Origin of the sequence: Dyadobacter sp. CY327, from assembly GCF_021390415.1 — a bacterium.
Taxonomy (GTDB): Bacteria; Bacteroidota; Bacteroidia; order Cytophagales; family Spirosomataceae; genus Dyadobacter; species Dyadobacter chenhuakuii.
Genome location: NZ_JAJUXJ010000008.1, coordinates 469,823 through 494,150, shown reverse-complemented (window position 1 = coordinate 494,150; position 24,328 = coordinate 469,823). Strand labels below are relative to the sequence as shown.

At 44.9% G+C, this 24,328-nt stretch carries 21 protein-coding genes; 8 read left to right on the top strand and 13 right to left on the bottom strand.

The features are described from left to right. Positions 1-6: 6 nt before the first annotated feature. Positions 7-837, bottom strand: coding sequence for a 50S ribosomal protein L11 methyltransferase (gene prmA / locus LZG74_RS25065; RefSeq protein ID WP_233799193.1), 831 nt, complete (start codon positions 835-837; stop codon positions 7-9). A gap of 98 nt (positions 838-935) precedes the next feature. Continuing rightward, positions 936-2,750, bottom strand: a complete 1,815-nt coding sequence (locus LZG74_RS25060; RefSeq protein ID WP_233799192.1) for a glycogen synthase — start codon at positions 2,748-2,750, stop codon at positions 936-938. Positions 2,751-3,130: 380 nt separating this feature from the next. Here LZG74_RS25060 and LZG74_RS25055 point away from each other — a divergent pair, with 380 nt between their 5' ends. Further along, positions 3,131-4,648: a glycoside hydrolase family 10 protein gene (locus tag LZG74_RS25055; RefSeq protein WP_233799191.1), complete on the top strand. Its 1,518-nt coding sequence runs from the start codon at positions 3,131-3,133 to the stop codon at positions 4,646-4,648. A gap of 3 nt (positions 4,649-4,651) precedes the next feature. Then, positions 4,652-5,869 carry an NADH-quinone oxidoreductase subunit D gene (locus tag LZG74_RS25050; protein ID WP_233799190.1) on the top strand — a complete coding sequence of 406 codons (1,218 nt, stop codon included), beginning with the start codon at positions 4,652-4,654 and terminating at the stop codon, positions 5,867-5,869. Positions 5,870-6,005: 136 nt separating this feature from the next. On the opposite strand, the gene LZG74_RS25045 is transcribed toward LZG74_RS25050, so the two are convergent. Beyond that, the gene (locus tag LZG74_RS25045) at positions 6,006-7,016 is read right to left on the bottom strand and encodes an aspartate-semialdehyde dehydrogenase (RefSeq protein ID WP_233799189.1); all 1,011 of its coding nucleotides are present in this window, start codon (positions 7,014-7,016) and stop codon (positions 6,006-6,008) included. A 146-nt stretch (positions 7,017-7,162) separates the two neighbouring features. Continuing rightward, positions 7,163-7,747: a 5-formyltetrahydrofolate cyclo-ligase gene (locus LZG74_RS25040; protein WP_233799188.1), complete on the bottom strand. Its 585-nt coding sequence runs from the start codon at positions 7,745-7,747 to the stop codon at positions 7,163-7,165. Between the two features lie 156 nt (positions 7,748-7,903). Between LZG74_RS25040 and LZG74_RS25035 the strand changes: the two genes are divergently transcribed. Continuing rightward, the gene (locus LZG74_RS25035; protein WP_026631906.1) at positions 7,904-9,115 is read left to right on the top strand and encodes an NADP-dependent isocitrate dehydrogenase; all 1,212 of its coding nucleotides are present in this window, start codon (positions 7,904-7,906) and stop codon (positions 9,113-9,115) included. A gap of 114 nt (positions 9,116-9,229) precedes the next feature. Then, positions 9,230-10,471: a hypothetical protein gene (locus LZG74_RS25030; RefSeq protein WP_233799187.1), complete on the top strand. Its 1,242-nt coding sequence runs from the start codon at positions 9,230-9,232 to the stop codon at positions 10,469-10,471. On the opposite strand, the gene LZG74_RS25025 is transcribed toward LZG74_RS25030, so the two are convergent. Next, on the bottom strand, positions 10,468-10,932 hold the full coding sequence (locus tag LZG74_RS25025; protein ID WP_233799186.1) for a type II toxin-antitoxin system VapC family toxin: 465 nt from the start codon (positions 10,930-10,932) through the stop codon (positions 10,468-10,470). The two genes, LZG74_RS25030 and LZG74_RS25025, sit on opposite strands and share 4 nt — an antisense overlap. Beyond that, complete coding sequence (locus LZG74_RS25020; protein WP_233799185.1) at positions 10,922-11,140, bottom strand: hypothetical protein; 219 nt, start codon at positions 11,138-11,140, stop codon at positions 10,922-10,924. The genes LZG74_RS25025 and LZG74_RS25020 overlap by 11 nt, the downstream gene beginning before the upstream one ends. Before the next feature lie 198 nt (positions 11,141-11,338). On the opposite strand from LZG74_RS25020, the gene LZG74_RS25015 reads away from it, so the two are divergent. Both LZG74_RS25015 and LZG74_RS25010 read left to right on the top strand, forming a co-directional pair. Then, positions 11,339-12,568 (top strand): pyridoxal phosphate-dependent aminotransferase, encoded by a 1,230-nt coding sequence (locus tag LZG74_RS25015; RefSeq protein WP_233799184.1) that lies wholly within the window; start codon positions 11,339-11,341, stop codon positions 12,566-12,568. Between the two features lie 96 nt (positions 12,569-12,664). Beyond that, positions 12,665-13,732, top strand: a complete 1,068-nt coding sequence (locus LZG74_RS25010; RefSeq protein WP_233799183.1) for a ferredoxin--NADP reductase — start codon at positions 12,665-12,667, stop codon at positions 13,730-13,732. Positions 13,733-13,798: 66 nt separating this feature from the next. Here LZG74_RS25010 and LZG74_RS25005 read toward each other — a convergent pair whose 3' ends face one another. The 6 genes from LZG74_RS25005 to LZG74_RS24980 form a co-directional block, all read right to left on the bottom strand. Next, positions 13,799-15,730 (bottom strand): M56 family metallopeptidase, encoded by a 1,932-nt coding sequence (locus LZG74_RS25005; RefSeq protein WP_233799182.1) that lies wholly within the window; start codon positions 15,728-15,730, stop codon positions 13,799-13,801. Positions 15,731-15,732: 2 nt separating this feature from the next. Further along, positions 15,733-16,107: a BlaI/MecI/CopY family transcriptional regulator gene (locus LZG74_RS25000; RefSeq protein ID WP_026631911.1), complete on the bottom strand. Its 375-nt coding sequence runs from the start codon at positions 16,105-16,107 to the stop codon at positions 15,733-15,735. Between the two features lie 253 nt (positions 16,108-16,360). Beyond that, the gene (gene dnaN / locus LZG74_RS24995; RefSeq protein ID WP_233799181.1) at positions 16,361-17,485 is read right to left on the bottom strand and encodes a DNA polymerase III subunit beta; all 1,125 of its coding nucleotides are present in this window, start codon (positions 17,483-17,485) and stop codon (positions 16,361-16,363) included. A 108-nt stretch (positions 17,486-17,593) separates the two neighbouring features. Next, on the bottom strand, positions 17,594-19,246 hold the full coding sequence (gene gldG, locus LZG74_RS24990) for a gliding motility-associated ABC transporter substrate-binding protein GldG (protein WP_233799180.1): 1,653 nt from the start codon (positions 19,244-19,246) through the stop codon (positions 17,594-17,596). 109 nt (positions 19,247-19,355) lie between these two features. Then, positions 19,356-20,363: a phytanoyl-CoA dioxygenase family protein gene (locus LZG74_RS24985; protein ID WP_233799179.1), complete on the bottom strand. Its 1,008-nt coding sequence runs from the start codon at positions 20,361-20,363 to the stop codon at positions 19,356-19,358. A gap of 84 nt (positions 20,364-20,447) precedes the next feature. Beyond that, positions 20,448-21,341: a DUF1080 domain-containing protein gene (locus LZG74_RS24980; protein ID WP_233799178.1), complete on the bottom strand. Its 894-nt coding sequence runs from the start codon at positions 21,339-21,341 to the stop codon at positions 20,448-20,450. 166 nt (positions 21,342-21,507) lie between these two features. On the opposite strand from LZG74_RS24980, the gene LZG74_RS24975 reads away from it, so the two are divergent. Continuing rightward, positions 21,508-21,684: a hypothetical protein gene (locus LZG74_RS24975; protein ID WP_233799177.1), complete on the top strand. Its 177-nt coding sequence runs from the start codon at positions 21,508-21,510 to the stop codon at positions 21,682-21,684. After that, positions 21,681-21,899 carry a hypothetical protein gene (locus LZG74_RS24970; RefSeq protein WP_233799176.1) on the top strand — a complete coding sequence of 73 codons (219 nt, stop codon included), beginning with the start codon at positions 21,681-21,683 and terminating at the stop codon, positions 21,897-21,899. The genes LZG74_RS24975 and LZG74_RS24970 overlap by 4 nt, the downstream gene beginning before the upstream one ends. Here LZG74_RS24970 and rnr read toward each other — a convergent pair whose 3' ends face one another. Beyond that, positions 21,900-24,281, bottom strand: a complete 2,382-nt coding sequence (gene rnr, locus LZG74_RS24965; protein ID WP_233799175.1) for a ribonuclease R — start codon at positions 24,279-24,281, stop codon at positions 21,900-21,902. It abuts the gene before it with no gap. Positions 24,282-24,328 lie beyond the last annotated feature (47 nt).

The window sequence follows — 24,328 nt, the reverse complement described above, 5'->3', positions numbered from 1 at the left end:
TTTGTTTCAACTTTTAAATACAACACAGGCCCATTGATTGCGCGTGTTGGAATTGATTTTTGTCAAACCGTTTTCCGATGCACATTGCTCAATGTCAGCCTGATCCGTTTCATAAAATCCGCTGGTAACCAGCCAGCCGCCAGGCTGTAAATGTTTTACGTAAGCAGGGATTTCGCTTAATAGAATGTTCCGGTTAATGTTGGCCAATATCCCGCCAAACATTTGTCCTTCCGGCACTTCTGTGATTGTTCCCTGGAAAACCCCGGCCTCGGCAGCCAGATTATTCATTAAAAAATTCTCTTTTGTATTCTCAACAGCCCATTCGTCGATATCAAACCCCAACAACTGCTCTGCCCCTAGTTTTGAAGCCAGAATGGACAGAATCCCCGTTCCGCAACCCACATCCATAACCGATATTCCCTGATGGGGCAAACGCAGCTGCTCGTTCATGACGAGCCACGTCGTTTCGTGATGTCCGGTGCCAAAAGACATTTTCGGTTGGATCAGCAAATCGTATTTAAATGCAGGGTCCGGCTCGTGAAAGGTGGCCCTCACCCGGATCTGGTCACCAACTTCTATTGGCTCGTAGCTTTTTTCCCACTCCTCATTCCAATTTCTTCTTTCTAACGATTTCCATGTGGCCGCTATTGTCGTTAATTCCAGGTATTTGGCAGTAAGATCCTGCAAGTTTTGCGCATCAAAATCATTTTCCTGAATATAAGCCAAAAGCCCCTCCTCCGTCTCCACAAAAGACTCAAAGCCCACCTCCCCCAACTCCGCCATCAATATTTCAACAAAATCCGCGTCAATTTTAAGGTCAACTTCGATGTAGTTCATTCTATTCCGATTGTATATTGTTTCTAGGTAAACTTACTCACAAAAAAGCCCACTCAAATTTAACATTTGAAATGGGCTTTATTTAATTCTTTATCCTATCAAGGCTTTCTCCGCTTCGCTGCAAGATCATGCGCGGTGTCATAATAAGACCGCAGGTTCATCCAGTCGAATACATCTGAAATGTTTTCTACGCGGTTTCTTTGCATGATGCGGTCGCGGCGTTGCATTCTTACGAATTTGAAGAGAATGTCAGCGAGCTGGTCAGCGGCTTGGGTGAATGTTTGGGATTTTCGGTTGATGACGTAAATGCCGCGGTTTTCATAATCCCGCATGATTTGCATAATGTAATCCCCGAAACCGGAAAGATCGCTTGTTACGGTCGGAACACCTCTAACTACACATTCCAATGGTGTATAACCCCATGGTTCATAGTAACTTGGGAACACGCCTAAGTGACAACCACGAACAAATTGCCCGTAATCAAGTCCGAAAAGTGGGTTTGTTGAGGAAATGAAATCAGGGTGATAGACGATTTTAACCCTATCCCGCTCATTGTTGACAAGATTTGCTGTCTTGCAAAACTCAGTAATGCCATCTTCTTCTTTCAGATCGTGCGTTACAAAGGCAGGTAACTTATCCGTTTTCCAAGTTTGAATCGTTCTTCTGAGCCTTAATCTCCAATATTCATCTACGAAATTATTCAGATCCGGCATTTTATGGTCAGCACCCGAAGCTGCTGCCAGGAAAAGCTTCTCGCCCACTTCTTTCTCGATGGCTGTACAAGTTTCCTGCAACTCATTTAACACCGCCCTCGATTGCAGCACATCCGGATTCACAGAATAGTAAGGCTGTTTGGTCACAATAAACATGACAACCGTCATATCCATATTCGCCTGGACCATCTTCCAGTTCAGGCGGGCCAATGCTTCCAGCGTGAGGTCATAACCCTTGTTACTATATTCGTAACGGCCCGAAGTGAAGAAGTAAAGTGTTTTATCTAAATCAAATGAATAGCTCGGGAAGAAATGTCCCAGAACAAACTCGTGAATGCGTTCTTTATGCTTTAAATGCAGGTTTTGAAATTCATGAACTGCCTGGAAACGTTGCACATTCAGTCCATTAGGCGTCACCAGATCGGGCATGCGGCCCAGGAAAACTTCGCATTCACGGGCAGTAACATCACTTACCGTTGTTAATACATGGGCACTTAATGCTGCCTGCCGTTCAACCGAACATTGCGCCAGGATCCCGTAATTTTTCGCTTCCTGTTCCCAATCGAAAAAGGGCAGCTTGCTGTAAAATCCGCTGACATTCTGCGCAAGATAACGGCCCAGCATGGTGGCATGGGTCGTAAAAGTGGTTGCTATCTTAACATTATCCCTTTTGAGGTCAGGCAATCCGCTGCTGGCCATCCACTCATGGAACTGCGCAAAAATTTCCTCGCGTTTTGCATTCTCTTCGGCATATTCTTTCAGGAAAAGCCTTACGAACTCTCCAAAACACAGGGTTTGATTCACCAGGTGTTCCACATTAATGGTTGGAATCCTGCTGCGTTCCCAAAGGTTGAATTTGATGGTGTCCAGCTCATGCATGATGCTGTCCAGATCAAATAGAATGACGCGCGGCTTGCCCGTTACGAGCCAATAGCCATAAAATACATTGTAACCCATGTCGCGCATACGCTTCACAACGCGGCCTGCCGGAGAATCCTCCAGATCACTGATTATTTCAAATTCGGATGACGCTTTTTTCTCAAAATATGGGCCTAGCAAGAAGTAGTTGTCTTCCCACCTTTCTACCATTGCAGGGACTTTGGTCCGTATTACAGTATAAATTCCTCCAACTTGGTTACAAACCTCCCATGCAACTTCAAACAGGACGTTTTTCTTAGTGGTTTTGACAAATGGTTCCAATACGGGATGTAGGTTTAAACGTTACTAGCTGCATTTGCAAAGCTTGTTGTTTTCTTTATGTCACAAAAATCCTTGTAATTACACAATAAATATGCAGAAAAATTATTCACAATTACAACAATCTATGGTTTGTTTCTTTGTCCTTAAACAAAGTCGAATCTGCGCCTGGACGCCAGAAATATAACAAAGTCAAGAATACACCTTATAGCAATCTTACTTTGAATCAAGCCAAATGAAACCGTCATGACATGAATTTAAGACGGTTCTCGGCTAACTTTGTTCCAAATTACGTTACTTTGATTGGATTAACATTTTGCATTGGTTAGATAGTGAAAAAAATCAAAATAGTTGCGCTTTCCTTTACATTGCTTCTGTTTATAATGGAAAGTTGTATTGCCCAGACTACCGATACTGAAGAAATTTTACCTCCAAAAAGGGAATTCAGGGCAGTATGGATCGCTACTGTTGATAATATAGACTGGCCAAGCAGCAAAAATCTTATACCAGAGCAACAACAACAGGAGTTTTCCACTCTACTTGATTTTCATAAAGGAGTAGGAATGAATGCCGTTTTCGTGCAAGTGCGCGCGGCAGGTGATGCATTTTATGCCAAAAGTCCTGAACCCTGGTCGGAATGGCTTACCGGCCGGCAGGGGAGGCAGCCTTACCCGATGTGGGACCCGTTGGATTATATGGTTACAGAGGCGCATAAGCGCGGCCTTGAATTTCATGCCTGGCTAAATTTAAACCGCTTGGTGCATAAGTCTTCCACCAGCGTTTCGGCCGATAATGTCAGCAAAATACATCCCGAATGGATCCTGAGTTATGATGGATACAAGCTATTCAATTTCGGCATTCCGGAGGTAAGGCAGTTTATCACGGATATGACAGTGAATGTGGCCAAAAATTATGATGTCGATGGCATTCACTTTGATGATTATTTTTATCCCTATGCGGCTCCCGGTCAGGTTATCCAGGATGAGGCAACATTCCAAAAGTACGGCGCAGGATTTGCCACTAAAGCCGATTGGAGAAGACACAACATTGACTTATTGGTAAAACAAATTCATGACGGCCTGGCAACGGTTAAGCCGAAACTTAAATTCGGGATCAGTCCTTTCGGAGTTTGGAGAAATAAAGACCGTGATGCGGAAGGTTCCAAAACTTTTGGTGCATTGGCTTCCTATGACGACCTTTTTGCCGACAGCAGGCGCTGGATCAAGGAAGGCTGGATCGATTACATTGCACCGCAGGTTTATTTCTCGTCTGGATTTTCACGTGTTCCATACAAGAACCTAGTTGATTGGTGGACTGAAAATTCATACGAAAGACATTTATATATTGGAATGGGCGCTTACCGCGTAGGTTATCGGGATAGAGATAAACATTGGTCCAATCCATTGGAAATCCCTAATCAGGTCCGGTACTTGCGGGAAAGCGAGACGGATGGGGCGATTTTTTTCAGTTCCCGTTCGCTGAAAGGCAACAGTCTTGGCTTTGTTGATTCACTCCGCCAGGATTTTTTCCGTTATCCCTCGCTGGTTCCTACAATGCCCTGGAAAGACCGCATTGCCCCATTGTCTCCAAGAAGTCTAAAAGCAACATTGCTGTCCAAAGGACTCGAACTAACCTGGGAACGCCCTGAGCCCGCATCAGACGGGGATTTGGCTTGGTACTATGTCATTTACCGCTTTGGCCCCGAAGAAAAGGCCACGGCGCATGACCCGCGACGCATCATAGGCATGTGTTATGAGGGTGAAAAATATGTAGACATGACGGCCGAGGCGGGAAAAAGATACATATATTATGTTACGGCAGTAGACCGGTTGCATAACGAAGGACGCCCGATCGGGCCGTTAAAAGTGGAAGTCCATGATCAGAAGCTTGTGAGATTTTAGCATATGAGCAATACAATTCAATACGAGTATAAACCCGAGTATTTATCGGTTTCAGGCCCAACAAAATACAACTCCGAAACCCTTCGTAAAGAAGAAATGGTGTTGAATATGGGCCCGCAACATCCTAGTACTCACGGTGTTTTACGATTGGAAGTGGTTACGGACGGGGAAATAATCGTAGATGTGGTCCCACATTTGGGTTACCTGCACCGGTGTTTCGAAAAGCACGCAGAATCACTGCCATTTAACCAGGTTATTCCTTATGTGGATCGCTTGGATTATGTGGCGTCGATGAATTCTGAGCATGCTTATGTGATGGGTGTGGAAAGAATGCTCGGCATTGAAAATGATATTCCAAAACGCATTGAATACATCCGCGTAGTGGTTGCGGAGCTTAACCGGCTGGCTTCCCATTTCGTCGCGCTGGGCACTTATGCCATGGACATTGGCGCTTATACGCCTTTCTTGTGGATGATGCGTGACCGCGAGCAGATCCTCCGCTTGCTGGAATGGACCTGCGGCGCGAGAATGCTTTACAATTACATTTGGATCGGAGGCTTGTTTTACGATTTGCCTGTGGGTTTTGAAGAACGCTGCCTTGAATTTGTAAAATATCTGAAACCCAAGCTGACCGAATTGCAGCAGCTCGTGGTTGATAACAAGATTTTCATCCAGCGCACAGCGAATGTGGGCGTATTGCCCTTGCCGGTTGCCATTAATTACGGCTGCACGGGCCCAATGCTTCGCGGTTCCGGATTGCGTTACGATTTGAGAAAAGTGGACGGCTATTCCGTTTATCCCGAGCTGGATTTTGAAATACCCATCGGCACAGGCGCTATGGGCACAACCGGCGATTGCTGGGACCGGACGTGGGTGCGTGTGATAGAATGCTGGGAATCAGTGAAATTAATAGAGCAAAGCCTCGAACAACTTACGGGAGACTACAAGCGAACCCGCGATTTCGATCCGCAGGCTGTTGTTCCCAAGAAAATCCGCCCCAAGGCAATGGATTTCTACGTCCGTGGCGAAAGTCCGAAAGGCGAGCTAGGCTTCTTTTTCCGCTCCGACGGCCGTTCCGACATTCCGTTTCGTTGTAGGGCGCGTTCTTGCTGTTTTCACAACCTTTCTGTGATCGGAGAAATTACAAAAGGGTCGTTACTAGCGGATCTGGTGGCCGTGATCGGGTCTATTGACGTGGTAATGGGAGAAGTCGATCGATAACATGGTGCTTGGCCCGAAACCCCTGAAGGGGCTTTTGCTCATACCGGTAAACTGCAAAGTCCCCTTCTGGGGATTTAGGGGCAAAAAAGAAGCCGCCTTTCAGCAGCTCCTCATTTTCTCTTATTTTGTTTTAAACTTAAACAGCCTGTGCAACGCCTACCAAATCATGCTTGGCTAAAAACTCCGCAATCTGAACTGTGTTCGTGGCTGCTCCTTTGCGAAGGTTATCTGCTACAATCCACAGGTTCAATGTTTTAGGCTGAGATTCGTCGCGGCGGATGCGGCCTACGAATGTTTCGTCCTTGCCGTGTGCTGTTAATGGCATTGGATAAAGCGCGTTTTTAGGATCATCCTGCAAAATCACGCCTTCCGCCTCGCTCAGGATCTGACGCACTTCATCCAGATCAAATTCGTTCTCAAATTCAATGTTAACCGCCTCAGAGTGACCACCGATCGTTGGGATACGAACCGTTGTTGCAGTTACTGCAATGCTGTCGTCGCCCATGATTTTCTTCGTTTCGTTGGTCATTTTCATCTCTTCCTTTGTGTAGCCGTTATCCAAAAATACGTCGATATGCGGCAATACATTCAGGTCGATCTGGTGCGGATATACTTTTCCGCGGCTGTGATCGCCGGCGCGCTCTGAGAAAAGCTGATCAACGGCCGCCTTACCAGTTCCCGTTACAGATTGGTAAGTGGAAACCACCACGCGTTTGATCTTATATTTTTGGTGCAAAGGATTCAAAACCACCACCATTTGAATGGTTGAGCAGTTTGGGTTTGCAATAATTTTGTCTTCTTTGGTCAATTCGCCAGCATTGATTTCAGGAACCACCAGTTTTTTGGTCGGGTCCATTCTCCATGCCGAGGAATTATCGATAACTGTAATTCCCGCTTCTGCGAATCTTGGCGCAAGCTCTAATGACGTGCTGCCACCAGCCGAAAATATCGCTATTTCAGGTTTGGCTGCAATCGCGTCCTCAAATCCGATCACCTTTATCTGTTTACCCTTGAATGTAACTTCCTTACCAACAGATCTTTCTGATGCAACGGCTAATAATTCCGTCACCGGGAAATTACGCTCTTCGAGCACTTTGAGGATTTCGCCGCCTACCAAACCGGTAGCGCCTACTACTGCGATTTTCATTCTAGCATTAAGATAAAAAGTGGATAGAAATTTGATCCCTTTCGCGTGCCTGAGCAGTTGAAAAGTGCCGCAAATTTACGAGGAAATTTAGAATGAATGTGGATTTTTACATTTTATGCGCTGAATTTCAGCCAGGAAAACGAAAATCAGTTACAAGTCCAGATTTTTTCAGGCGTTATGCAGGCATTCATTGGAATGTCGTAAGGATCAATGTCATCGATTTTAGAAACCGGCTCAAAAAAGGAAAGACCTGTTTTAACAACGTCAGGACGACATTTAGCCAGAAAACGGTCATAATAACCACCGCCATAACCCACCCGGTAACCCCGCTCGTCGAAAGCCAGCAGCGGAATGTAAACGCGATCAATTTCCTCAACATTGAGGCGTATTGAAGTCGCAGGATCCGGCTCCGGAATGCCCCATGGATTGGTGATCAGCTTTGTGTTTTTATCCAAAAGATAATGTTCCATTTCTTTGGTGCCTGGAATGACGTAAGGCGCAACGATCCGGATTTGAGAAGATGAAGCTTGTAATTGATTGACTATCTGCCAGGTATCAATCTCATTTTTAACGATTTGGGGCAAAAAAAGATGAATCGTTTCCGGTCCTTGTAATGTAAGTGCTGCAAACAGATTCTGACAGATCAGATTATTTTTGACCAAAATGTCATCTTCCGTCAGCGACATTCTTTTGGATAGGAAATCTTTACGCAACGCGGCTTTGTCCATCATTTGTTGGTTTTTTTGCACCTGGCAATATCGAAATTTAGCGGAATGCATTCAAAGTTAACCGCCTAACAATGTTCTCCTTTTTTCGCCTTTTTACGCTATTGTTTGTACTTTCACGCTCGCATTTTAAATTCTTTAACCATAGTTTATAAACAAGACATGAGCAAAATTAAAGTTGCAAATCCCGTAGTGGAGCTTGACGGAGACGAAATGACCAGAATTATCTGGAAATTTATTAAGGAAAAACTTATTCTACCATATCTGGATCTGGATATCAAATATTACGATTTGGGCGTGGAATACCGCGACGAAACCAATGACCAGGTGACCATAGATGCAGCCAATGCGATTAAAGAATATGGTGTTGGTATCAAATGCGCAACGATTACACCTGACGAAGACCGCGTTAAGGAGTTCAATTTGAAGCAAATGTGGAAGTCGCCGAACGGAACAATCCGTAACATCCTGGATGGAACGGTTTTCCGCGAGCCGATCGTAATGAGCAATGTGCCTCGTTTGGTAACAAACTGGTCGGCGCCAATTATCGTAGGACGTCACGCGTTTGGAGATCAATATAAAGCAACGGATTTTGTTGTTCCTGGAAAAGGAAAGCTTACCATTAAGTTTGAAGGCGAAGATGGCAATGTGATCGAGCACGAAGTGTATCAGTTCAAAGGCCCGGGCGTTGCGATGGGAATGTACAACATCGACGAGTCGATCCGCGGATTTGCTTATGCTTGTTTCAATGTTGCATTGGACAAAGGATGGCCACTTTACCTTTCTACAAAAAATACAATCCTTAAAAAATATGACGGCCGCTTCAAGGATATTTTCCAGGAAGTTTACGAAAGCGATTATGCAGGAAAAGTGCATTATGAGCACCGTTTGATCGACGACATGGTGGCTTCTGCATTGAAATGGGAAGGTAACTTTGTTTGGGCTTGTAAAAACTACGATGGTGACGTTCAGTCAGATACAGTTGCACAAGGTTTTGGTTCACTTGGTTTGATGACTTCTGTGTTGGTAACACCGGATGGCAAAACAATGGAAGCAGAAGCAGCGCACGGAACGGTAACGCGTCACTATCGCGAGCACCAGAAAGGAAAGCCAACTTCGACAAATCCAATCGCATCGATTTTTGCCTGGACGCGTGGTTTGGCATTCCGTGGAAAGCTTGACGACAACCAGCCATTGATCGATTTCAGCCTTGCCCTTGAAAAAGTGTGTATCGAAACGGTTGAAAGCGGTAAAATGACGAAAGACCTTGCTGTGAACATTCACGGGAATGACGTGAAACACGGCGAGCATTATCTTTATACAGAAGAATTCCTTGATGCAATCGATGAAAATCTGAAAGCAGCATTGGCCTAATTCACTTATAGTTGTTTACAAAAAGCCACTGATTCCTTGCGAATCGGTGGCTTTTTGCTTGGGTATCATTTTGGTATGTATTGTTTTAATATAAATGTTACCCCCATAAATAAATTGAAACGCAATTCTCTACGCATATGGCTGCTATTGTTCTGCCTGTCGCTCACAGGTTTGGAAATGTATGGCCGGCCTATGCAAATTCCTGACGACCAGCCCGTCGCAAAGGCCGACTCTGTTGAAAAAATCGTTCTGCAAAAGGACATTATTGATGTGCTGAAAGGATTGCGGAAAAAGCATCGCCAGGACTCGGTCAAGGTGGATACGGTTTTAAAAACGGGAAAAGTTTTATTCTCGATCGTCCCTGCATTCGGCTACACATTAACTTCGGGCCTGATCGGTTCCATGAATGTCAATTCCGCGTTCTATTCCAGCGATCCGCATAAAACGCGCTTATCAAGTATTACTGCCAATTTTATATACACCCAATACAAGCAAATCACCATTCCGCTGCAAGCCAGCATCTGGACGCGGGACAACGACCTGAACATTCTCACCGATTGGCGTTATTTCAAATATCCGCAGGACACTTACGGACTCGGCCCAAACAGTGAAATAAAAGACGCCTCACAGATTGATTACAGGCACATCAGGCTGCATCAAACAGTTCTGAAAAAGGTCACAGAATCGTTTTATGCCGGTCTCGGATTTTTCTACGATTACCGCTGGAACATCCTGATGGAAGACACCAATGCCGACGTCACTAAATACGGCTTGACGCCAAAATCCATCTCATCAGGCCCGGTTGCCACCTTGGTCTACGATAACCGCACCAATTCCATCAACCCCGAAAAAGGCTTTTACACCAGTATTCAATATCGATCCAGCCTGGAAAAACTAAATAGCACCAGCAATTGGAATTCAGTGGTTGTAGATATCCGAAAATATTTCAACCTCCCGCAAGGCAGCAGAAACACACTGGCTTTCTGGAACTATAACTGGCTAGTAGTAAGCGGAAAAGCGCCCTACCTCGATCTCCCCAGCACCGGCTGGGACCCGGCCACAGCCATGGGGCGTGGCTACATCCAGGGCCGTTTCCGAAGTCCCAAGCTACTTTATTTCGAAACAGAATATCGCATGTCCCTCACCCGCAATGGCCTGCTGGGAGCCGTAGTCTTCGGCAACGCTCAAAGTGTCTCCAACTGGCCCGCCAACAATTTCACAAAAATCGCCCCCGGCGGCGGCGTAGGACTTAGAATCAAAGTCAACAAAAAATCAAGGGCTAACGTGGCGATTGACTATGGGTTCGGCATGAAAGGGTCGCGGGGGTTGTTTGTGAATTTGGGGGAAGTGTTTTAGAATCCTAAATCAGAAATTTCTTGGATCAACTGAATATTTTCTGAAATACAGGCGTCAGCAAAATCTGCATCGAATGTTGCTAATGCTCCAATGTTGTGTAGTTTACAGGATGCAAGAATTAATGCGTCATTTGGCAGGAGATTATAGTCGCGCATCATTTGCAGATAGATCGGGATGATCTCGTTTCCATTTGGCAGGACTTTGAAGATTGAAATAAAACTTTCGGGCTGATCCTTCTTTAGAATATTATCAATATCCCTGCTTTCTTTAACTGATCTTGGAGATTTATTACCTTCGATTGCAAGCAGATAGAAAGTGTATTCGCTCAACACGACCGAGTTTATGACTAATTCTAAATCCGGGATCGCCAATAGATGGAGCAGCAATTCTGTTTTTGATCGTTTTTTGAACTCAACAAGGAGGGAGCTGTCAATAAAAATCTGGGTAGTGTTACTGCTCATGCGGATCAAACATATCTGGATCAAAAGATGACTTTTTGGATTGATCAAGATATTGTTGAGCAGTATCTAGGCGGGAAGCCTGAGAATTGGATTCTTTTTTTTCCAAGGATAAAACGATTACTTCTACCATATCGTCGCCAAAATAGTCAGGAAGCGAAATTTTGATTTCCCTGTTTTGCGGTTTTTCGATAAGTCGTAGTACATTCATCGTAGCCCTGTTTTTTCAAATTTAACAAATCTTCCTTACTAATCCTTCCTACCGAATGCAGATAGTAGCTATTTGTGAACAACTTTCTCACAAATCTTTCTTTTCATTACACAAAACAACTTCTAAAAAACACGTACCTTTGCGGGCAATTTGTTCATACAGATCGCAGTACCTTCTTTAACTAAATTATTTGTTGCAATGTCCGCAGTAGCAGAGCAAACCCAGGTTGCACCCCGGTTATTGGCCGACCGGATCAACGCACTCGAAGAATCTTCGACGCTTGCGATGACGAAAATGGCACGTGAATTGGCCGCACAAGGTCACAAAGTAATCAGTCTGAGCGTTGGAGAGCCCGATTTTAAGACGCCCGCTCACATTTGCGAGGCTGCTAAGAAGGCCATTGATGATGGTTTTCATGGTTATTCTCCCGTTGCAGGTTATCCTGATCTGCGAAGGGCCATTGCTGATAAGTTAAAGCGCGACAATAATATAGATTGGAAACCTGAAAATATCGTGGTTTCAACGGGTGCCAAGCATTCTTTAGCTAATGTGATCCAGGTTTTGATCAACCCAGGCGATGAGGTTGTAATTTTTGCGCCTTATTGGGTAAGTTATTCGGAAATGGTGAAATTAGCTGAGGGCAAATCGGTGATTATCGATGGTGCTTTTGACAATGATTTCAAAGTAACGGCGGCACAATTGGAAGCTGCGATTACACCGCGCACAAGAATTGTAATGTATGCTTCGCCAAACAATCCAACCGGCGCAGTTTACTCAGAAAAAGAATTGAGAGAGATCGCAGCTGTGATTGAAAAACACGAAGACGTTTACGTTCTGGCTGACGAAATCTACGAATATATCAACTTCACGGACGAAGGACATTTCAGCATGGGATCAATTCCTGCTTTGAAAGAACGCGTGATTACGGTGAATGGTGTGGCAAAAGGTTACGCCATGACCGGATGGAGGATTGGCTTTACGGCTGCCGCCAAATGGATCGCGGATGGTGTTGAAAAATTGCAGGGCCAGGTTACTTCAGGAACCAATTCTATCGCTCAAAAAGCGGCAACAGCTGCTTTCAATGGTCCGATGGAGCCTTCAATTGAAATGACAAAAGCTTATGCACGTCGTCGCGACTTAGTTGTTGGCTTGCTGAGAGAAATTCCTGGATTTAAGGTAAATATGCCGCAGGGAGCGTTCTACGCATTCCCGGATGTGAGTTACTATTTCGGAAAATCGGACGGAACGACAACGATCAACAACTCGGACGATTTTTCTAACTGGCTGCTTAACAACTCTTACGTGTCGACCGTGGCAGGTTCGGGATTTGGCGCGCCGGATTGCATTCGTATCTCAACTGCGGCTGCTGACGAAGCGCTTGTAGAAGCGGTGCAACGCATTAAAGATGCCGTAGCGACTTTAAAATAACATAAATTGAAATCATAAAAGCCTCATGGGTGTTACCTGTGAGGCTTTTGTATTCCCGGACCAAGGGGATCGGCCGTTCATCGCAACATTTGAATAATGAGTAAGTATTATTTTTTGAAGGTTAAAGAAATAGAAAAGGAGACGGAAGAGGCTTCGACACTGCATTTCTGGCATCCGCTGAATGAAGTGGTAGCTTACAGACCGGGGCAGTTTTTGACATTGCTTTTGCCGGTTGATGATAAGAAAATTCGGCGTTCCTATTCCATGTCGAGCTCGCCTTATACGGATGTTTCCCTGGCAATCACGATCAAAAGGGTTCCCGGGGGGTATGCTTCTAATCTGCTTTTGGATACGATTAAAGTCGGCGATACATTGGAAGTAATGGAGCCGATGGGCGCATTTTTTCCCAAACAAAGTGACGACCAGACTCGGCAGGTTGTGTTTATAGGGGCCGGAAGCGGTGTGACACCATTATTTTCTATACTGAAATCTGTGTTGATGGTCGAGCCGGAAAGTGAAGTTTTCCTGATTTACGGCAGCCGGAATGAGGAAAGTATTATTTTTAAAGATAAGCTCGATGCATTACAGGCCAAATATGGCGAGCGCTTGAAAGTGGTGCATACATTAAGTCAGCCGTCGGAAAATTGGGAAGGGGAGAAGGGGCGTTTGAATAAAAGTCATTTGCTCAAAATCGTTGAAAAGCTGCCTTCATTGAATAAGGCCGAGGCCGAATTCTTTCTTTGCGGGCCAGAAGATATGATGGAGGAAGCGCATCGGGCATTGGCTATTTTGGCTGTGCCGGAAAACAAAATCCGGAAAGAAAGCTTCATGACCGCCACGGCCGCACAACCTGGGGAAGTGACTTTGGATGAAGAAGACGATACATTGAAAACGCGCGAAATCACATTATTCTATGAAGGCGCGGAATACAAGTTGCCTGTAAAGCCGCATGAAACAGTGCTCGAAGCGGCATTGAATATGGACATTGACCTGCCTTACTCGTGTCAGGCGGGCATGTGCACGGCTTGCTTGGGGAGGTGTACTTCCGGGAAAGTGCATTTGGACGAAGAGGATGCACTTTCCGATGCAGAATTGAATGAAGGATTTATTCTCACTTGCGTAAGTCATCCCATGAGTGATGACGTGATTATTGAAGTAGAGTAAAATTGATATATTCCAAAAAAAGCCGGCTACACATTGTTGTAACCGGCTTTTTTGCATTTTGTTTAATTATTTTTCCGCTGGTGCTGCTGGTGCCGCGGGCGGAGCAGGAGCTTTCGGTGCTTTTGCCTTTGCAGGCGCGGGCGGTGGAGGTGGCACTTGTCCGCTCCGGATAGAAGTGGCCTTTGCGGGTCGCGGAACACGTGCAACCTTTGCTCTTGGGATGGATCTGGCTTCGAAGCGCGCAAGACCAAGTGATTCAACGCCCATTTTCTCACCGATCGATTCCATCTTTTCACGAAGGCCTTCCATTTCTTTTTCAAGATTTCGGATCGGCTCTTCCGCTTTCAATGTTTCTTTTCTCGTAGAAGCGATTTGTGCATTCAGCTCGGAAATAGTTTGCTCTTGTGCTTTGATCTGTTGTTCGAAATCAGCCAGTTGCTTTTCCAGTTCCTGTTCGTTAATCTTGGCATCATTGGAACGGGATTTTTCCAGAAGCGAGGATCTTTTTTCCATCAGATCTTCGCGCAGCTCCATAGCGCCTTCTTTTTTCCAATCGAGCTTTTCCATATTCCTTTCCACACGCTCCACCTCGAACCGGTATTTTTCCATTTCGAGATTAAGCTCCTCAATACGCTGATTATATGGCTCCATTTCTGCCTGCAATGCTTGCAGCTTCCGATGGATCTCGTTCATCTTTTTCTGCGTCGAGTCGTTCATAAAAGGAACGTCTGCCATACCGGCAAAGTCAATCTCAGGGATTTCAAACTCGGGAATTTCAATTGAAGGGATGTCAAAATCTGGGATGCTTATTTCCGCAACATCATCTACGTGAATGTCAATCGGTTCGTTAGCAGCAATTTGGTATACATTACCCTCCTCAACTTTATAAGTGTGTTGATTGTGCTTTTTGGTGACCGGTTTTGTGATCTTTTTTGCCTCTTTTTGCTTGTCACTTTTTTGGGCGACAGCATAAACGGAAACACCAATGGCCAAACTTAATGCAAAAAATATGATAGGGAAATTACCAAGTGTCCTGGCAGGCTTCGGGCTTATGCCCAAAACGCGCTGAATCCGTTGTAAAAGCAATGGTTTTTTAGAAGCGAAGGCCATCGCGAAACCAGGGGTGTGCTGCCATTCGGCTACTTTTACCAATGCGTGCGCCAGCGACATTTTATCCCCGCAAACGCTCAGTGCAATGTCGTCACAGCAATGTTCACGTTCCGCCCGGATCCGGTCCGATAGCCACCATATGGCAGGATGGAAAAAGAAAACAACTTCAACAAAAGATTGCAGCATGTTGATCAAATAATCATTGCGACGGATATGTGCTAGTTCGTGTGCTAAAATCGCCTCCACTTGTGAAGTCGAAAACCCGGAAAGCAAACCGATCGGAATCAACACGACCGGGCTAAGGGCTCCAATGACCATAGGCGTTACAATTTTGGCTGACTCCCGGAATTCAACCGATTGCGTAATGTTCATTTTAGCAATCATCACGCCGAATCGGGCACGCCATTCTTTATCCATGACAATGTTGGCTTTTGTGCGCAATCTTTCTGTAAAGATCCATCCGCCTGCAAAACGCAAGAGCAGAAAAGCAGCGCCGATGAGCCAGCATACAACCAGTTCGTTTAAATGGGCCGATAGCCAAAACTGAATCTTAAACGAAAGTGGAAGTTGTGTATCCATCGCACGGTTCATTGTGGAACTGGCCAAATGGATCATTTCATTGGATTTAGCAGCAACGCCTGCGTCCACTATTGCCGCTGAGGTTGCTTTAAAATAATAATAAATGAATGTGAGTCCGGATACGAAAACCTGAGCGGCTAAAAATCCGACTCCAAAAACGTATTTCAGATTAGCAGATTTCCGGCGAAGCAAATAGAAGCCAGCAACGGCAATCACAGCGATTAATGTGCCTTGCCACAGTGAATGAATCAAAGTCCATCCAAAGGAAGTGACGGCTTGGTCAGAAAGAAGGTTTTGGATTATTTTCATGGCTAACGATTGTTTTCAAGATTGTTTAATAACGCACGTATTTCATCTAGTTCTTCTTTGGAGGTCGAATGGTTTCCCAGTGCCTGCATAACCATCTGCGCGGCTGAGCCCTGAAATGCAGTTTCCACCAATTTGCCCAGCAAGTTTTGCTGTGTCTCCTCTTTTCCAAGCAATGCAACATAAATGTGTGAACGCCCCTGTTCGGTGCGATACAAAAGTCCTTTGTCATGCATGATCTGCATAAGCTTTAATGTAGTTGTGTAACCCACATCTTTGGTCACAGACAAGGCATCGTGAACAGCACGCACGGTGCTGGGGCCTGCTTGCCAGAGGTAATTTAAAATTTCTAGTTCGGAATCTGTTGGCTTGATGTACATGGCAGAAATGTTATACGATAATCTTCGTATCAAATGTCTACGAAAAAAATCGTACATGCAAGCCCTAACTACGATTTTTTTCGTAGTTAATTGTTAAAATAAGTTAAAGAGTTGATTGGTAACGAGATAAAGCAAGAAAATCCAGCTGAGCGCAGCTGGATTTTCTTTAAGAGGGTAAAACCCTAAATCCCTAAAGGGACTTGTTTTACTTAAATAACATCTGTAAGCCCCTTTAAGGGGTTAGGGTAAATTGCTAAACGTAAGTGTTAAGCATTACTGGCATCACCAGCATTAAGATATCTTCATTTTCCTCCTGGTCCACTGGAATGATCAAACCAGCGCGATTTGGAGCAGATAATTCGAATGTAATTGTCTTGCTGGAAAGGTTACCTAAAACCTCGATGAGGAACTTAGCATTGAAGCCAATTTCCATGTCATCGCCATTATATTCGCACATTAAGCGCTCATTTGCTTCGTTGGAATAGTCAAGGTCCTCAGCTGAAATTACGAGGTCGTTCAATGACATTTTCAAGCGAACCTGATGCGTTGTTCTGTTGGAATAGATGGAAATACGTCTTAGCGAACTAAGGATTTCCATCCTGTTGATGGTAAGCGTATTTTGATTGTTCGTTGGAATCGCATTCTCATAATCCGGGAAACGCTCGTCAATCAGGCGGCAGATCATGCGGATATTTCCAAAGCTGAAAAAGGCATTGCTGGAAGTGAATTCAGCTTTAACCGGCAAATCTTCGGATGGCAAGCAAGACTTCAACAAATTCAATGCTTTCCGCTGAATGATCATCGATGTATCTACATCAGATTTGATATCCGTCCGGCGATATCTTACCAGGCGGTGACCGTCCGTTGCCACGAATGTTGCGTTTTCTGTCCCCATTTGAACGAAAACCCCGGTCATAGCAGGCCGAAGATCGTCTGTGCTGGTGGCGAACAATGTATTCGCTATGGCCGCACCTAATGCAGACGAAGAAAAGTCAACGGATTGGCCGCGATTAACAGCCGGTGTCTTAGGGAAATCGATTGGATTTTCGCCTGAGAGCTTGTAGCGACCATTGTCAGAGATGATCTCTGTTCCGAATGTTTCACTATTCACTTGCAATGTGATCGGCTGCTCAGGCAATCCGCGAAGCGTATCCAGCAACAATTTAGCAGGGATCGCAATGGCTCCTTTTTCAGAAGATTCAACCTCGATTTCAGTGATCATCACCGTTTGCAGGTCAGAAGCCGTCACGGTTAATGTATTGCCTTCCAGCGATAAAAGGAAGTTCTCAAGAATAGGCACAATTGGGTTCGTTGAAACGACACCGTTTATAGCAGATAGCTGTTTGAGTAGAACTGATGACGAAACGACAAACTTCATAATTCGTGACGTAAGTGTTTAGATGATAAATTTATAGAAAGACAGGTTTGAAAAAATCTGTCTTGTAGTGAACAAAAGTATAAAAAATTACCGATGAAGCAGCCCTTATCAGGTGAATTTTCGCACACGAAGATAGTAGCGCAACGCTCCAAAAATCCCGATTAGCGCAATAGGCAAGAGTAAATTGAGTGCCTGCCAGAATTTCTTATTTTCCTGGATCTGGATTTTGTCCAATGCCCGAATGTCGATCTGTTTGTTGCGTGCTTTGATCAATCCGTTTGCGTCCGTCATGTAATCAAGCGCATGCATCACGAAGTCCTTGTTTCCGAATGTTTGTTTCGTCACGCGGTCGTAACCGAGCGGAAGCGGAGCATTCCTTTTATAATCATAATCATTTACAATCAAATCACCGTCTGAGCAAATGATCACTTTCGCCGGATTTCCCTTTGATTTAAATTTTGCAGCGCGTGGGTCGCCGGGTAAAATTCTGTTGGCAAACAGAGATGTGAATGACCCTTCCAAAAGGACACCCGCCAGTTTTGTCCCATTATTATAAGTCGCCGGATCCGGATCCTTACGCGCTTCGTTGTAACCTACCAATGCGGGTGCATTTACGACCTGCGTGTAGCCGGAAGTCATTAGTAATGGTGTTTTATTGATTTCAGGAGCGCCGCCAACCGTGTCAATCGAGCTCAAAAATCTTGTGTAAACTGCATTGAGGTTCCTAGTGATCGTATGTGTGCCAAAGTTATTCAGCAAGGGAAAAAAACGCCAGGGCATAGGCCTGATTTCCGGCTTGTCGCCCATATTGCCGACATTCAGCAGAATTTCGGCACAATTTAAGTCCTTCACAAGATTGGTATTAACACGAGCGCCCCATTTGAAAAACAGGTCATTTAGATTCAAATCCTGTGGCTGCGCATAATTCCCATCCAGACTAATGCTGTCGACACGCGCCCCATCAACAAAGAAAAGCGCCTTCCCGCCTCCCATAATGTATTGGTCAAGCTTAAATTTTTCATTATCCGAAAATGCGCTGTCGGGTTTCAACACAAGCAATGCATCGAGTCCCTCATAGGATTCGGGATTGTTCATGTCCAGAAACACATCGTAGCTCTGCTGAATGGTCGCTATCAGGTCGCTCAATCGGGCAGGGGAGATTTTGGTATGACTTACCACCAGCCCGACTTTTTTATCTTCCTGGCTGCCTAAAAGCCGGATAGCAGATGCAATTTCAAATTCTACACCCTCATAGGACTGGTTAAGCTGTTCTTCCGGGGAGCTGGATCTGTTTCCTTTCAGGAGCTGCACCGGGACAGACATCGTATCCGCCTGAACGATTACTCCCGGAAAAATGATCTTTTCCGTTCGTTTGCCATCTTCGTTTGCAAAGACATTGGTTGGGGTTAATCCCCGGTCTACAAGATTCAAATATTGCTTTTGCCTTTGCTCTTCACTGGATGCCTCGGATGGATCCGAATAATTGATGATCAGATGGCCGTTTGCGTAGGTTTTAAATTCCTCTAATGTTTCCCGCGTCGCACTTTCCAGCCTTTCAAAACCGGCGGGCAGATCGCCATTTAGGTAAACATTGACAATAATATCCTTGTCCAGATCACTTAAAAGCTGTTTTGTAGCCTCCGAAATGCTATAACGCTTATCCTCCGTAAGATCCCATCGAAAGAAGAATTGTGAAGCCAACCAGTTTACCCCGGCGAGCAAACCTATAATCAAGACTAACCGGAGTGTTGTGTTTTTCATTCAGGGAGATTGGCAAATGATATAAAACAAAAAATGGACGATGCTGTGTCCAGTATAAACGTCCATTTTTTGCAAAAATATAAAAAACCAAAAATGAATTGGTTATTAATTATTTCAATACATCCTCGGATTGGGGGAAAACAGGGTTGTTATAGATGTAAACGCCATTGAACTCCTGCTTAACAGGCTCCTGGGTCACAAAATTTCTGTGGTAAGGCAATGCCTGTTCGGTTGAATAATGGCAAACGAACGATTTTCTGGTTTGTTCCGGATTGGTGATCATTGAACCTCCATGCGCGAGCGCTGCGTGCCAGATCAGCACATCACCTTTTTTAATGAGCAATGTTTCCTTCGGATACTGATGCTCTGCACAGGTTTTGTCGAGATACTGAGCAAATTCGAGCGGTGATTTGGTTGAATCTTTTTTGAATAAAATACCGCTTCCGAAGTCAAATTTTGGCATCTTATGTGAGCCAATGTAGTAATAAAGCGGGCCTGAATCGATTTTAATGTCTTCCAAGGCGATCCACGCGGCTGCCAGGTGGCTTGGGATTTTTGCTGTTACCCAGGGAAAATCCTGATGCGTGGGCTGCTGGCTTCCATACATAAAGACGAGGCTTTGCATGACCACCACTTTTTGATTAAAAATTGCTTCCAGGAATGAAACAATGGAAGGATGCGTCATCAGTTTTTTCCCCGCTACCGATGAGTTGTGGAAATCATTGATCTTCACATATTTACCCAGTAATGCTTCTTTTGGGAATTCCTTAATGTTCCGTTCCTGATTTGGTTTAAACTCATCCAGATCGATGCGGACTGAGAGGTCATATTTGTCAGGATTCTGCACCAGCTCCTGGAAATCGCCCCAGAATTTATCGATCATTTCTTCCGGGATGACATTCTCGAGAACGGCGTAACCTTTTTGTTCCCAGTTTTCGAGCTTTTCTGCCATGTTATAAGGCACTTTGTAACGAGGTGGATGTTTTGCCAGGAAGTCGGCAATGTTGGCACCAGGCTTGTCAATCCAGGGGAGCGTAGAAGAGTCAAATTCTTTTAAAGGAAAATAATGGTCTTTAAGAGATTCGGCCTTGCGAATGACGCGCTGAACAATGCTCATGTTGTAATGGGTTAAAGAAAATGATGTTACCAAATATAATCAAAACTACTTGGCGTGACGGAGCAAATGCGTCACCGCTGGCTACTACTTATTAAACGTGCAACTGCTATTGTCCGCGTACTGATAATAAGACTTATAGTTAGACGCTTTCGGATCCATACAACCCTTTAAATTGAGCAATTGAATGTTCCTGAAATCAATGGGATGGCTTTCGGCCTGAAGTGCGATGTAACCGCTTCCTAGCGGCGTATTGTCTTTGCGCACCCATTCCGCTTCGCTGCCTACTTTCCCATCTTTAAATGTATGATTTTTACCAACATAACCACCACCAATTTTTGGATTTGTAAACACCAGAACGGTGTCGCCTTCAATCATATGGTAAACGATCGAGTCGCCCAATACAATCGCCTCGGCAGTTACCCACTGGTCTCCATTGTAAGTTTTTGATCTGGAATTGATGCAATGTGCCTCATCCACTTTGCCGTTGATCTCCACAATGGTTCCGGGTGTACAAAGGTTGCCCGTTGTGCGTTCACCTGCATTTAACCCGCCCAAATATTGCATTTCCAGAGAAATAGGGAAGTCCTGATCGAGGCCTAAGCTCGCAGCAGACTGCGAATGAAGCATTATGCCGCTGTTTCTCACATTCCAGGAAGCCCCGCCGGGCACTTGATTGCCGGTAAAGCGATATTGTAGCCGGATTTTATAATGAGAAAAGGGCTTGTTGTAATACATATGCCCGTATTCGGTCGTAAACTTATCGTATTCCTTATAGTTCACCCGGATCATGTTGTCCTCAACAATGAAGGTGTTTTTGTAATTATCATTCACCTTATGCCCCGCAATCTTAATGTCCCAGCCCGTCAGGTCTTTGCCATTGAACAATGATTGCCATTCTTCCTTGTCAGCGGCTTTTTGGGCTTGCGAGGTCAGGGACAGGATCAGTAAGAAAGCTATGGATTTTAATGTTTTGAGCATGCCGGGGATTGTAGTTTGTATTAACCACAAAGTCTACAACCCAGTCAATCTAACATCCATCCGAAAAATTTAACGGCTCCGATTTTCCGGCAGATAATCCGTTTGCCATTCTTTAAAACGTTTGTATATATTGAACGAGAATTTAAACACGCACTAACAAAAGGAAATGTCGCCTTTCGAAAAGAAAAATCTCGAACAAGAGATCATTGATTTGAAAAAATTACTTGATTTTTATGTTGGATTGGGAAGTGAGTTGTCCAGTCTAAAAGGAGCAGAACTCGAAGCACATATTGATAGTATTCTTGATCGCCTACAGGAACTCAAATCTTTATTAGATATATGAAGAACAAAGACTTAATTCCCAAACTACTGCAAACCGCATTCAGCAAATTTGCAACACTTCAAACAGACGAAGAAAAAAACGAATTTTGGGAGGAAATGGCCCGGAACAAAGATCAGTTTGCTCCGGGAACATTAGATGTGGAAGTTAAAAAAGGCTTACTAGCGTTATCTGAACGAGTTGATGAACTTTTGAAAACAACCAAACAAACAGCCTGACTATCTTCCTCTTCTCTTACTTTTAGGCTTTGCCGACGAAGAGGATCGGGTCGATGATTTTGAAGAGCGATCGCTCCGGCCCGAAGATTTCGATTCGCGCGACTCTCTGGGCCGCCTGTCCCTATCACCCGAGCCATTGTTATTTCTAGCTGGCGATGGGATCGTCCCAGCCAGATACAGATCCATGCTTCTCCTGGCAAGGTTCGTGTCTTTGACTTTCACCTTCACCTTGTCGCCAAACGTATAGATCTTCTTGGTACGCTGACCCAGGAGCCGGTAATTTTCCTTGTCCAACTCGTAATAATCATCTCCAAGGTCTGTCATACGGATCAGGCCTTCGGAAGCGGTCTCTGTTATTTCGACGAAAATCCCGAATTCAGTTACGCCGGTAATGATCCCGTCAAACTCGCGGTCTTTGTCCATCATACTCATGTACTCAACCTGCTTGTATTTGATCGAAGCCCTTTCGGCCTCCGCAGCGAGCCTTTCTCTTTCAGACGAATGCTTAGACGCCTCTTCATAGCTTTCACTAGGCACAGAATTGCCACCATCCAGATAATGTTGCAACAGCCTGTGCGCCATCACGTCCGGGTAACGACGAATGGGCGACGTAAAATGGGAATAGCGTTGGAAAGCCAGTCCGAAATGGCCCAGATCATCAATACTATACCTTGCCTTTGCCATGGTTCGCACCGCCAGGGATTCGATCAGGTTTTGCTCCGGTTTGCCTTCTACTTTTGAAAGCATGCTGTTCATGGATTTGGCGATTTTATTTTCCTCCTCCACTTCGAGTTTATAGCCCAGTTTACCAACGAAATTGGCGAAAGTCTGCAAACGGTCGGTGTCCGGTGCTTCATGGACCCGGTACACCATTGTATTTTTATTCTCGCCTTTTGAAAGTGAAAACACATATTCCGCCACCCTTTTGTTGGCAAGAAGCATGAATTCTTCAATCAGCTTGTTGGAATCGTGGCGTTCTTTGGTATAAATGCCCAGGGGTTTTCCTTGCTCGTCCAGCTTGAAACGAACTTCCGTTGTCTCAAAATTAATGGCGCCGTTTTTGAACCGTTCTTTCCTCAGAATTTTGGCCAGCGTATTCAATGTGTTCAGCTCGCGCGGATAATCTCCCTCTCCCGAATCTAAAACAGCTTGCGCTTCTTCATAGGAGAATCGCCTGTCCGAATGTATGACTGTCCTGCCAAACCATTCTTTGAGCACTTTTCCTTTCGGACTTATTTCAAAAATCGCTGAGAACGATAACTTATCCTCGTTAGGGCGAAGTGAGCAAAGATTATTGGAAAGTTTTTCAGGAAGCATCGGAACAGTCCGGTCCACCAGATAAACCGATGTAGCACGGCGGTAAGCTTCTTTTTCCAACTCGGTTCCAGGCAGTACATAATGCGAAACGTCTGCAATGTGCACGCCGACTTCAACATTACCATCATCCAGATAACGCACAGAAAGTGCATCGTCAAAATCTTTCGCGTCAACCGGGTCGATTGTAAACGTCAGCACGTCACGGATATCTTTCCGTTTTGCAATGTCCTTTTTTGAAATCTTATCCGGAATTCGCTGGGCTTCCGCTTCAACTGTTTCAGGAAAATGATAGGGAAGTCCAAACTCAGCAAGAATGGCATGCATTTCGACATCATTGTTACCGGCTTTTCCAAGAACTTCAACGATCTCGCCCTCCGCCTGGCTTCTGCGCGTAGGCCATTGGGTAACTTTTACAATCACCTTATCACCATTCTCCGCGTCCTTAACCTCTTCCGGTTCAATGTAAATAGGGTCAAAAAGTTTTTTGTTATCCGGTTGGACGACAGCATAGCGGGACGTAATTTCTATCACCCCGACAATATCGGTGCCCGATCGTTCCACAATCTCCGCAACGCGGCCTTCCACCCGGGTTTTGCCCGAATCATTGCGGCCGGATCTTGAATTCCGACTGTTTTTTGTCAGTGGCTGAACCGTCACAATGTCGCCATCCCAGGCGCCGTTCAGCATTTCGGATTCAATGTAAATGTCGTCTTCACGGCCCTCAATGATCACAAATGCAAACGACTTGTTAACACGGTCTACGCGGCCGGTCAGCCCTTTTTTAACTTCTTTATTCGGCCCGGCTGTGTAACCGCCGTTTTGGTGCACAAGCCTTCCGGACTCTTCCAGTTCATGTATGATTTCGTTAATAAGCGCCCTGACCTTCTTATCCTGAACGCCAAAATGGTCGTGGATATCAAACGGCCGGAACGTCTGGTCACTGTTCAGATCGAAGAAAGCCGCAATATCAGCCTTCAAATTATCGATGTAGGAAACGATATGATGAGGCGCTTTGGCCTCTTTCTTATCATTGCCTTGTTTATCTTTTATCTTTTTATCTCTCATTTATTCTTAATGTAATGCCTTCACATATGTAAAAGCGGATTGCTGGC

Bases quoted from the DNA above. Each gene is read 5' to 3' on its own strand.
- prmA (WP_233799193.1), bottom strand. From the start codon at position 837: ATGAACTACATCGAAGTTGACCTTAAAATTGACGCGGATTTTGTTGAA.
- LZG74_RS25055 (WP_233799191.1), top strand. From the start codon at position 3,131: ATGGAAAGTTGTATTGCCCAGACTACCGATACTGAAGAAATTTTACCT.
- LZG74_RS25050 (WP_233799190.1), top strand. From the start codon at position 4,652: ATGAGCAATACAATTCAATACGAGTATAAACCCGAGTATTTATCGGTT.
- LZG74_RS25045 (WP_233799189.1), bottom strand. From the start codon at position 7,016: ATGAAAATCGCAGTAGTAGGCGCTACCGGTTTGGTAGGCGGCGAAATC.
- LZG74_RS25040 (WP_233799188.1), bottom strand. From the start codon at position 7,747: ATGATGGACAAAGCCGCGTTGCGTAAAGATTTCCTATCCAAAAGAATG.
- LZG74_RS25035 (WP_026631906.1), top strand. From the start codon at position 7,904: ATGAGCAAAATTAAAGTTGCAAATCCCGTAGTGGAGCTTGACGGAGAC.
- LZG74_RS25025 (WP_233799186.1), bottom strand. From the start codon at position 10,932: ATGAGCAGTAACACTACCCAGATTTTTATTGACAGCTCCCTCCTTGTT.
- LZG74_RS25020 (WP_233799185.1), bottom strand. From the start codon at position 11,140: ATGAATGTACTACGACTTATCGAAAAACCGCAAAACAGGGAAATCAAA.
- LZG74_RS25015 (WP_233799184.1), top strand. From the start codon at position 11,339: ATGTCCGCAGTAGCAGAGCAAACCCAGGTTGCACCCCGGTTATTGGCC.
- LZG74_RS25010 (WP_233799183.1), top strand. From the start codon at position 12,665: ATGAGTAAGTATTATTTTTTGAAGGTTAAAGAAATAGAAAAGGAGACG.
- LZG74_RS25005 (WP_233799182.1), bottom strand. From the start codon at position 15,730: ATGAAAATAATCCAAAACCTTCTTTCTGACCAAGCCGTCACTTCCTTT.
- LZG74_RS25000 (WP_026631911.1), bottom strand. From the start codon at position 16,107: ATGTACATCAAGCCAACAGATTCCGAACTAGAAATTTTAAATTACCTC.
- dnaN (WP_233799181.1), bottom strand. From the start codon at position 17,485: ATGAAGTTTGTCGTTTCGTCATCAGTTCTACTCAAACAGCTATCTGCT.
- gldG (WP_233799180.1), bottom strand. From the start codon at position 19,246: ATGAAAAACACAACACTCCGGTTAGTCTTGATTATAGGTTTGCTCGCC.
- LZG74_RS24985 (WP_233799179.1), bottom strand. From the start codon at position 20,363: ATGAGCATTGTTCAGCGCGTCATTCGCAAGGCCGAATCTCTTAAAGAC.
- LZG74_RS24980 (WP_233799178.1), bottom strand. From the start codon at position 21,341: ATGCTCAAAACATTAAAATCCATAGCTTTCTTACTGATCCTGTCCCTG.
- LZG74_RS24975 (WP_233799177.1), top strand. From the start codon at position 21,508: ATGTCGCCTTTCGAAAAGAAAAATCTCGAACAAGAGATCATTGATTTG.
- LZG74_RS24970 (WP_233799176.1), top strand. From the start codon at position 21,681: ATGAAGAACAAAGACTTAATTCCCAAACTACTGCAAACCGCATTCAGC.
- rnr (WP_233799175.1), bottom strand. From the start codon at position 24,281: ATGAGAGATAAAAAGATAAAAGATAAACAAGGCAATGATAAGAAAGAG.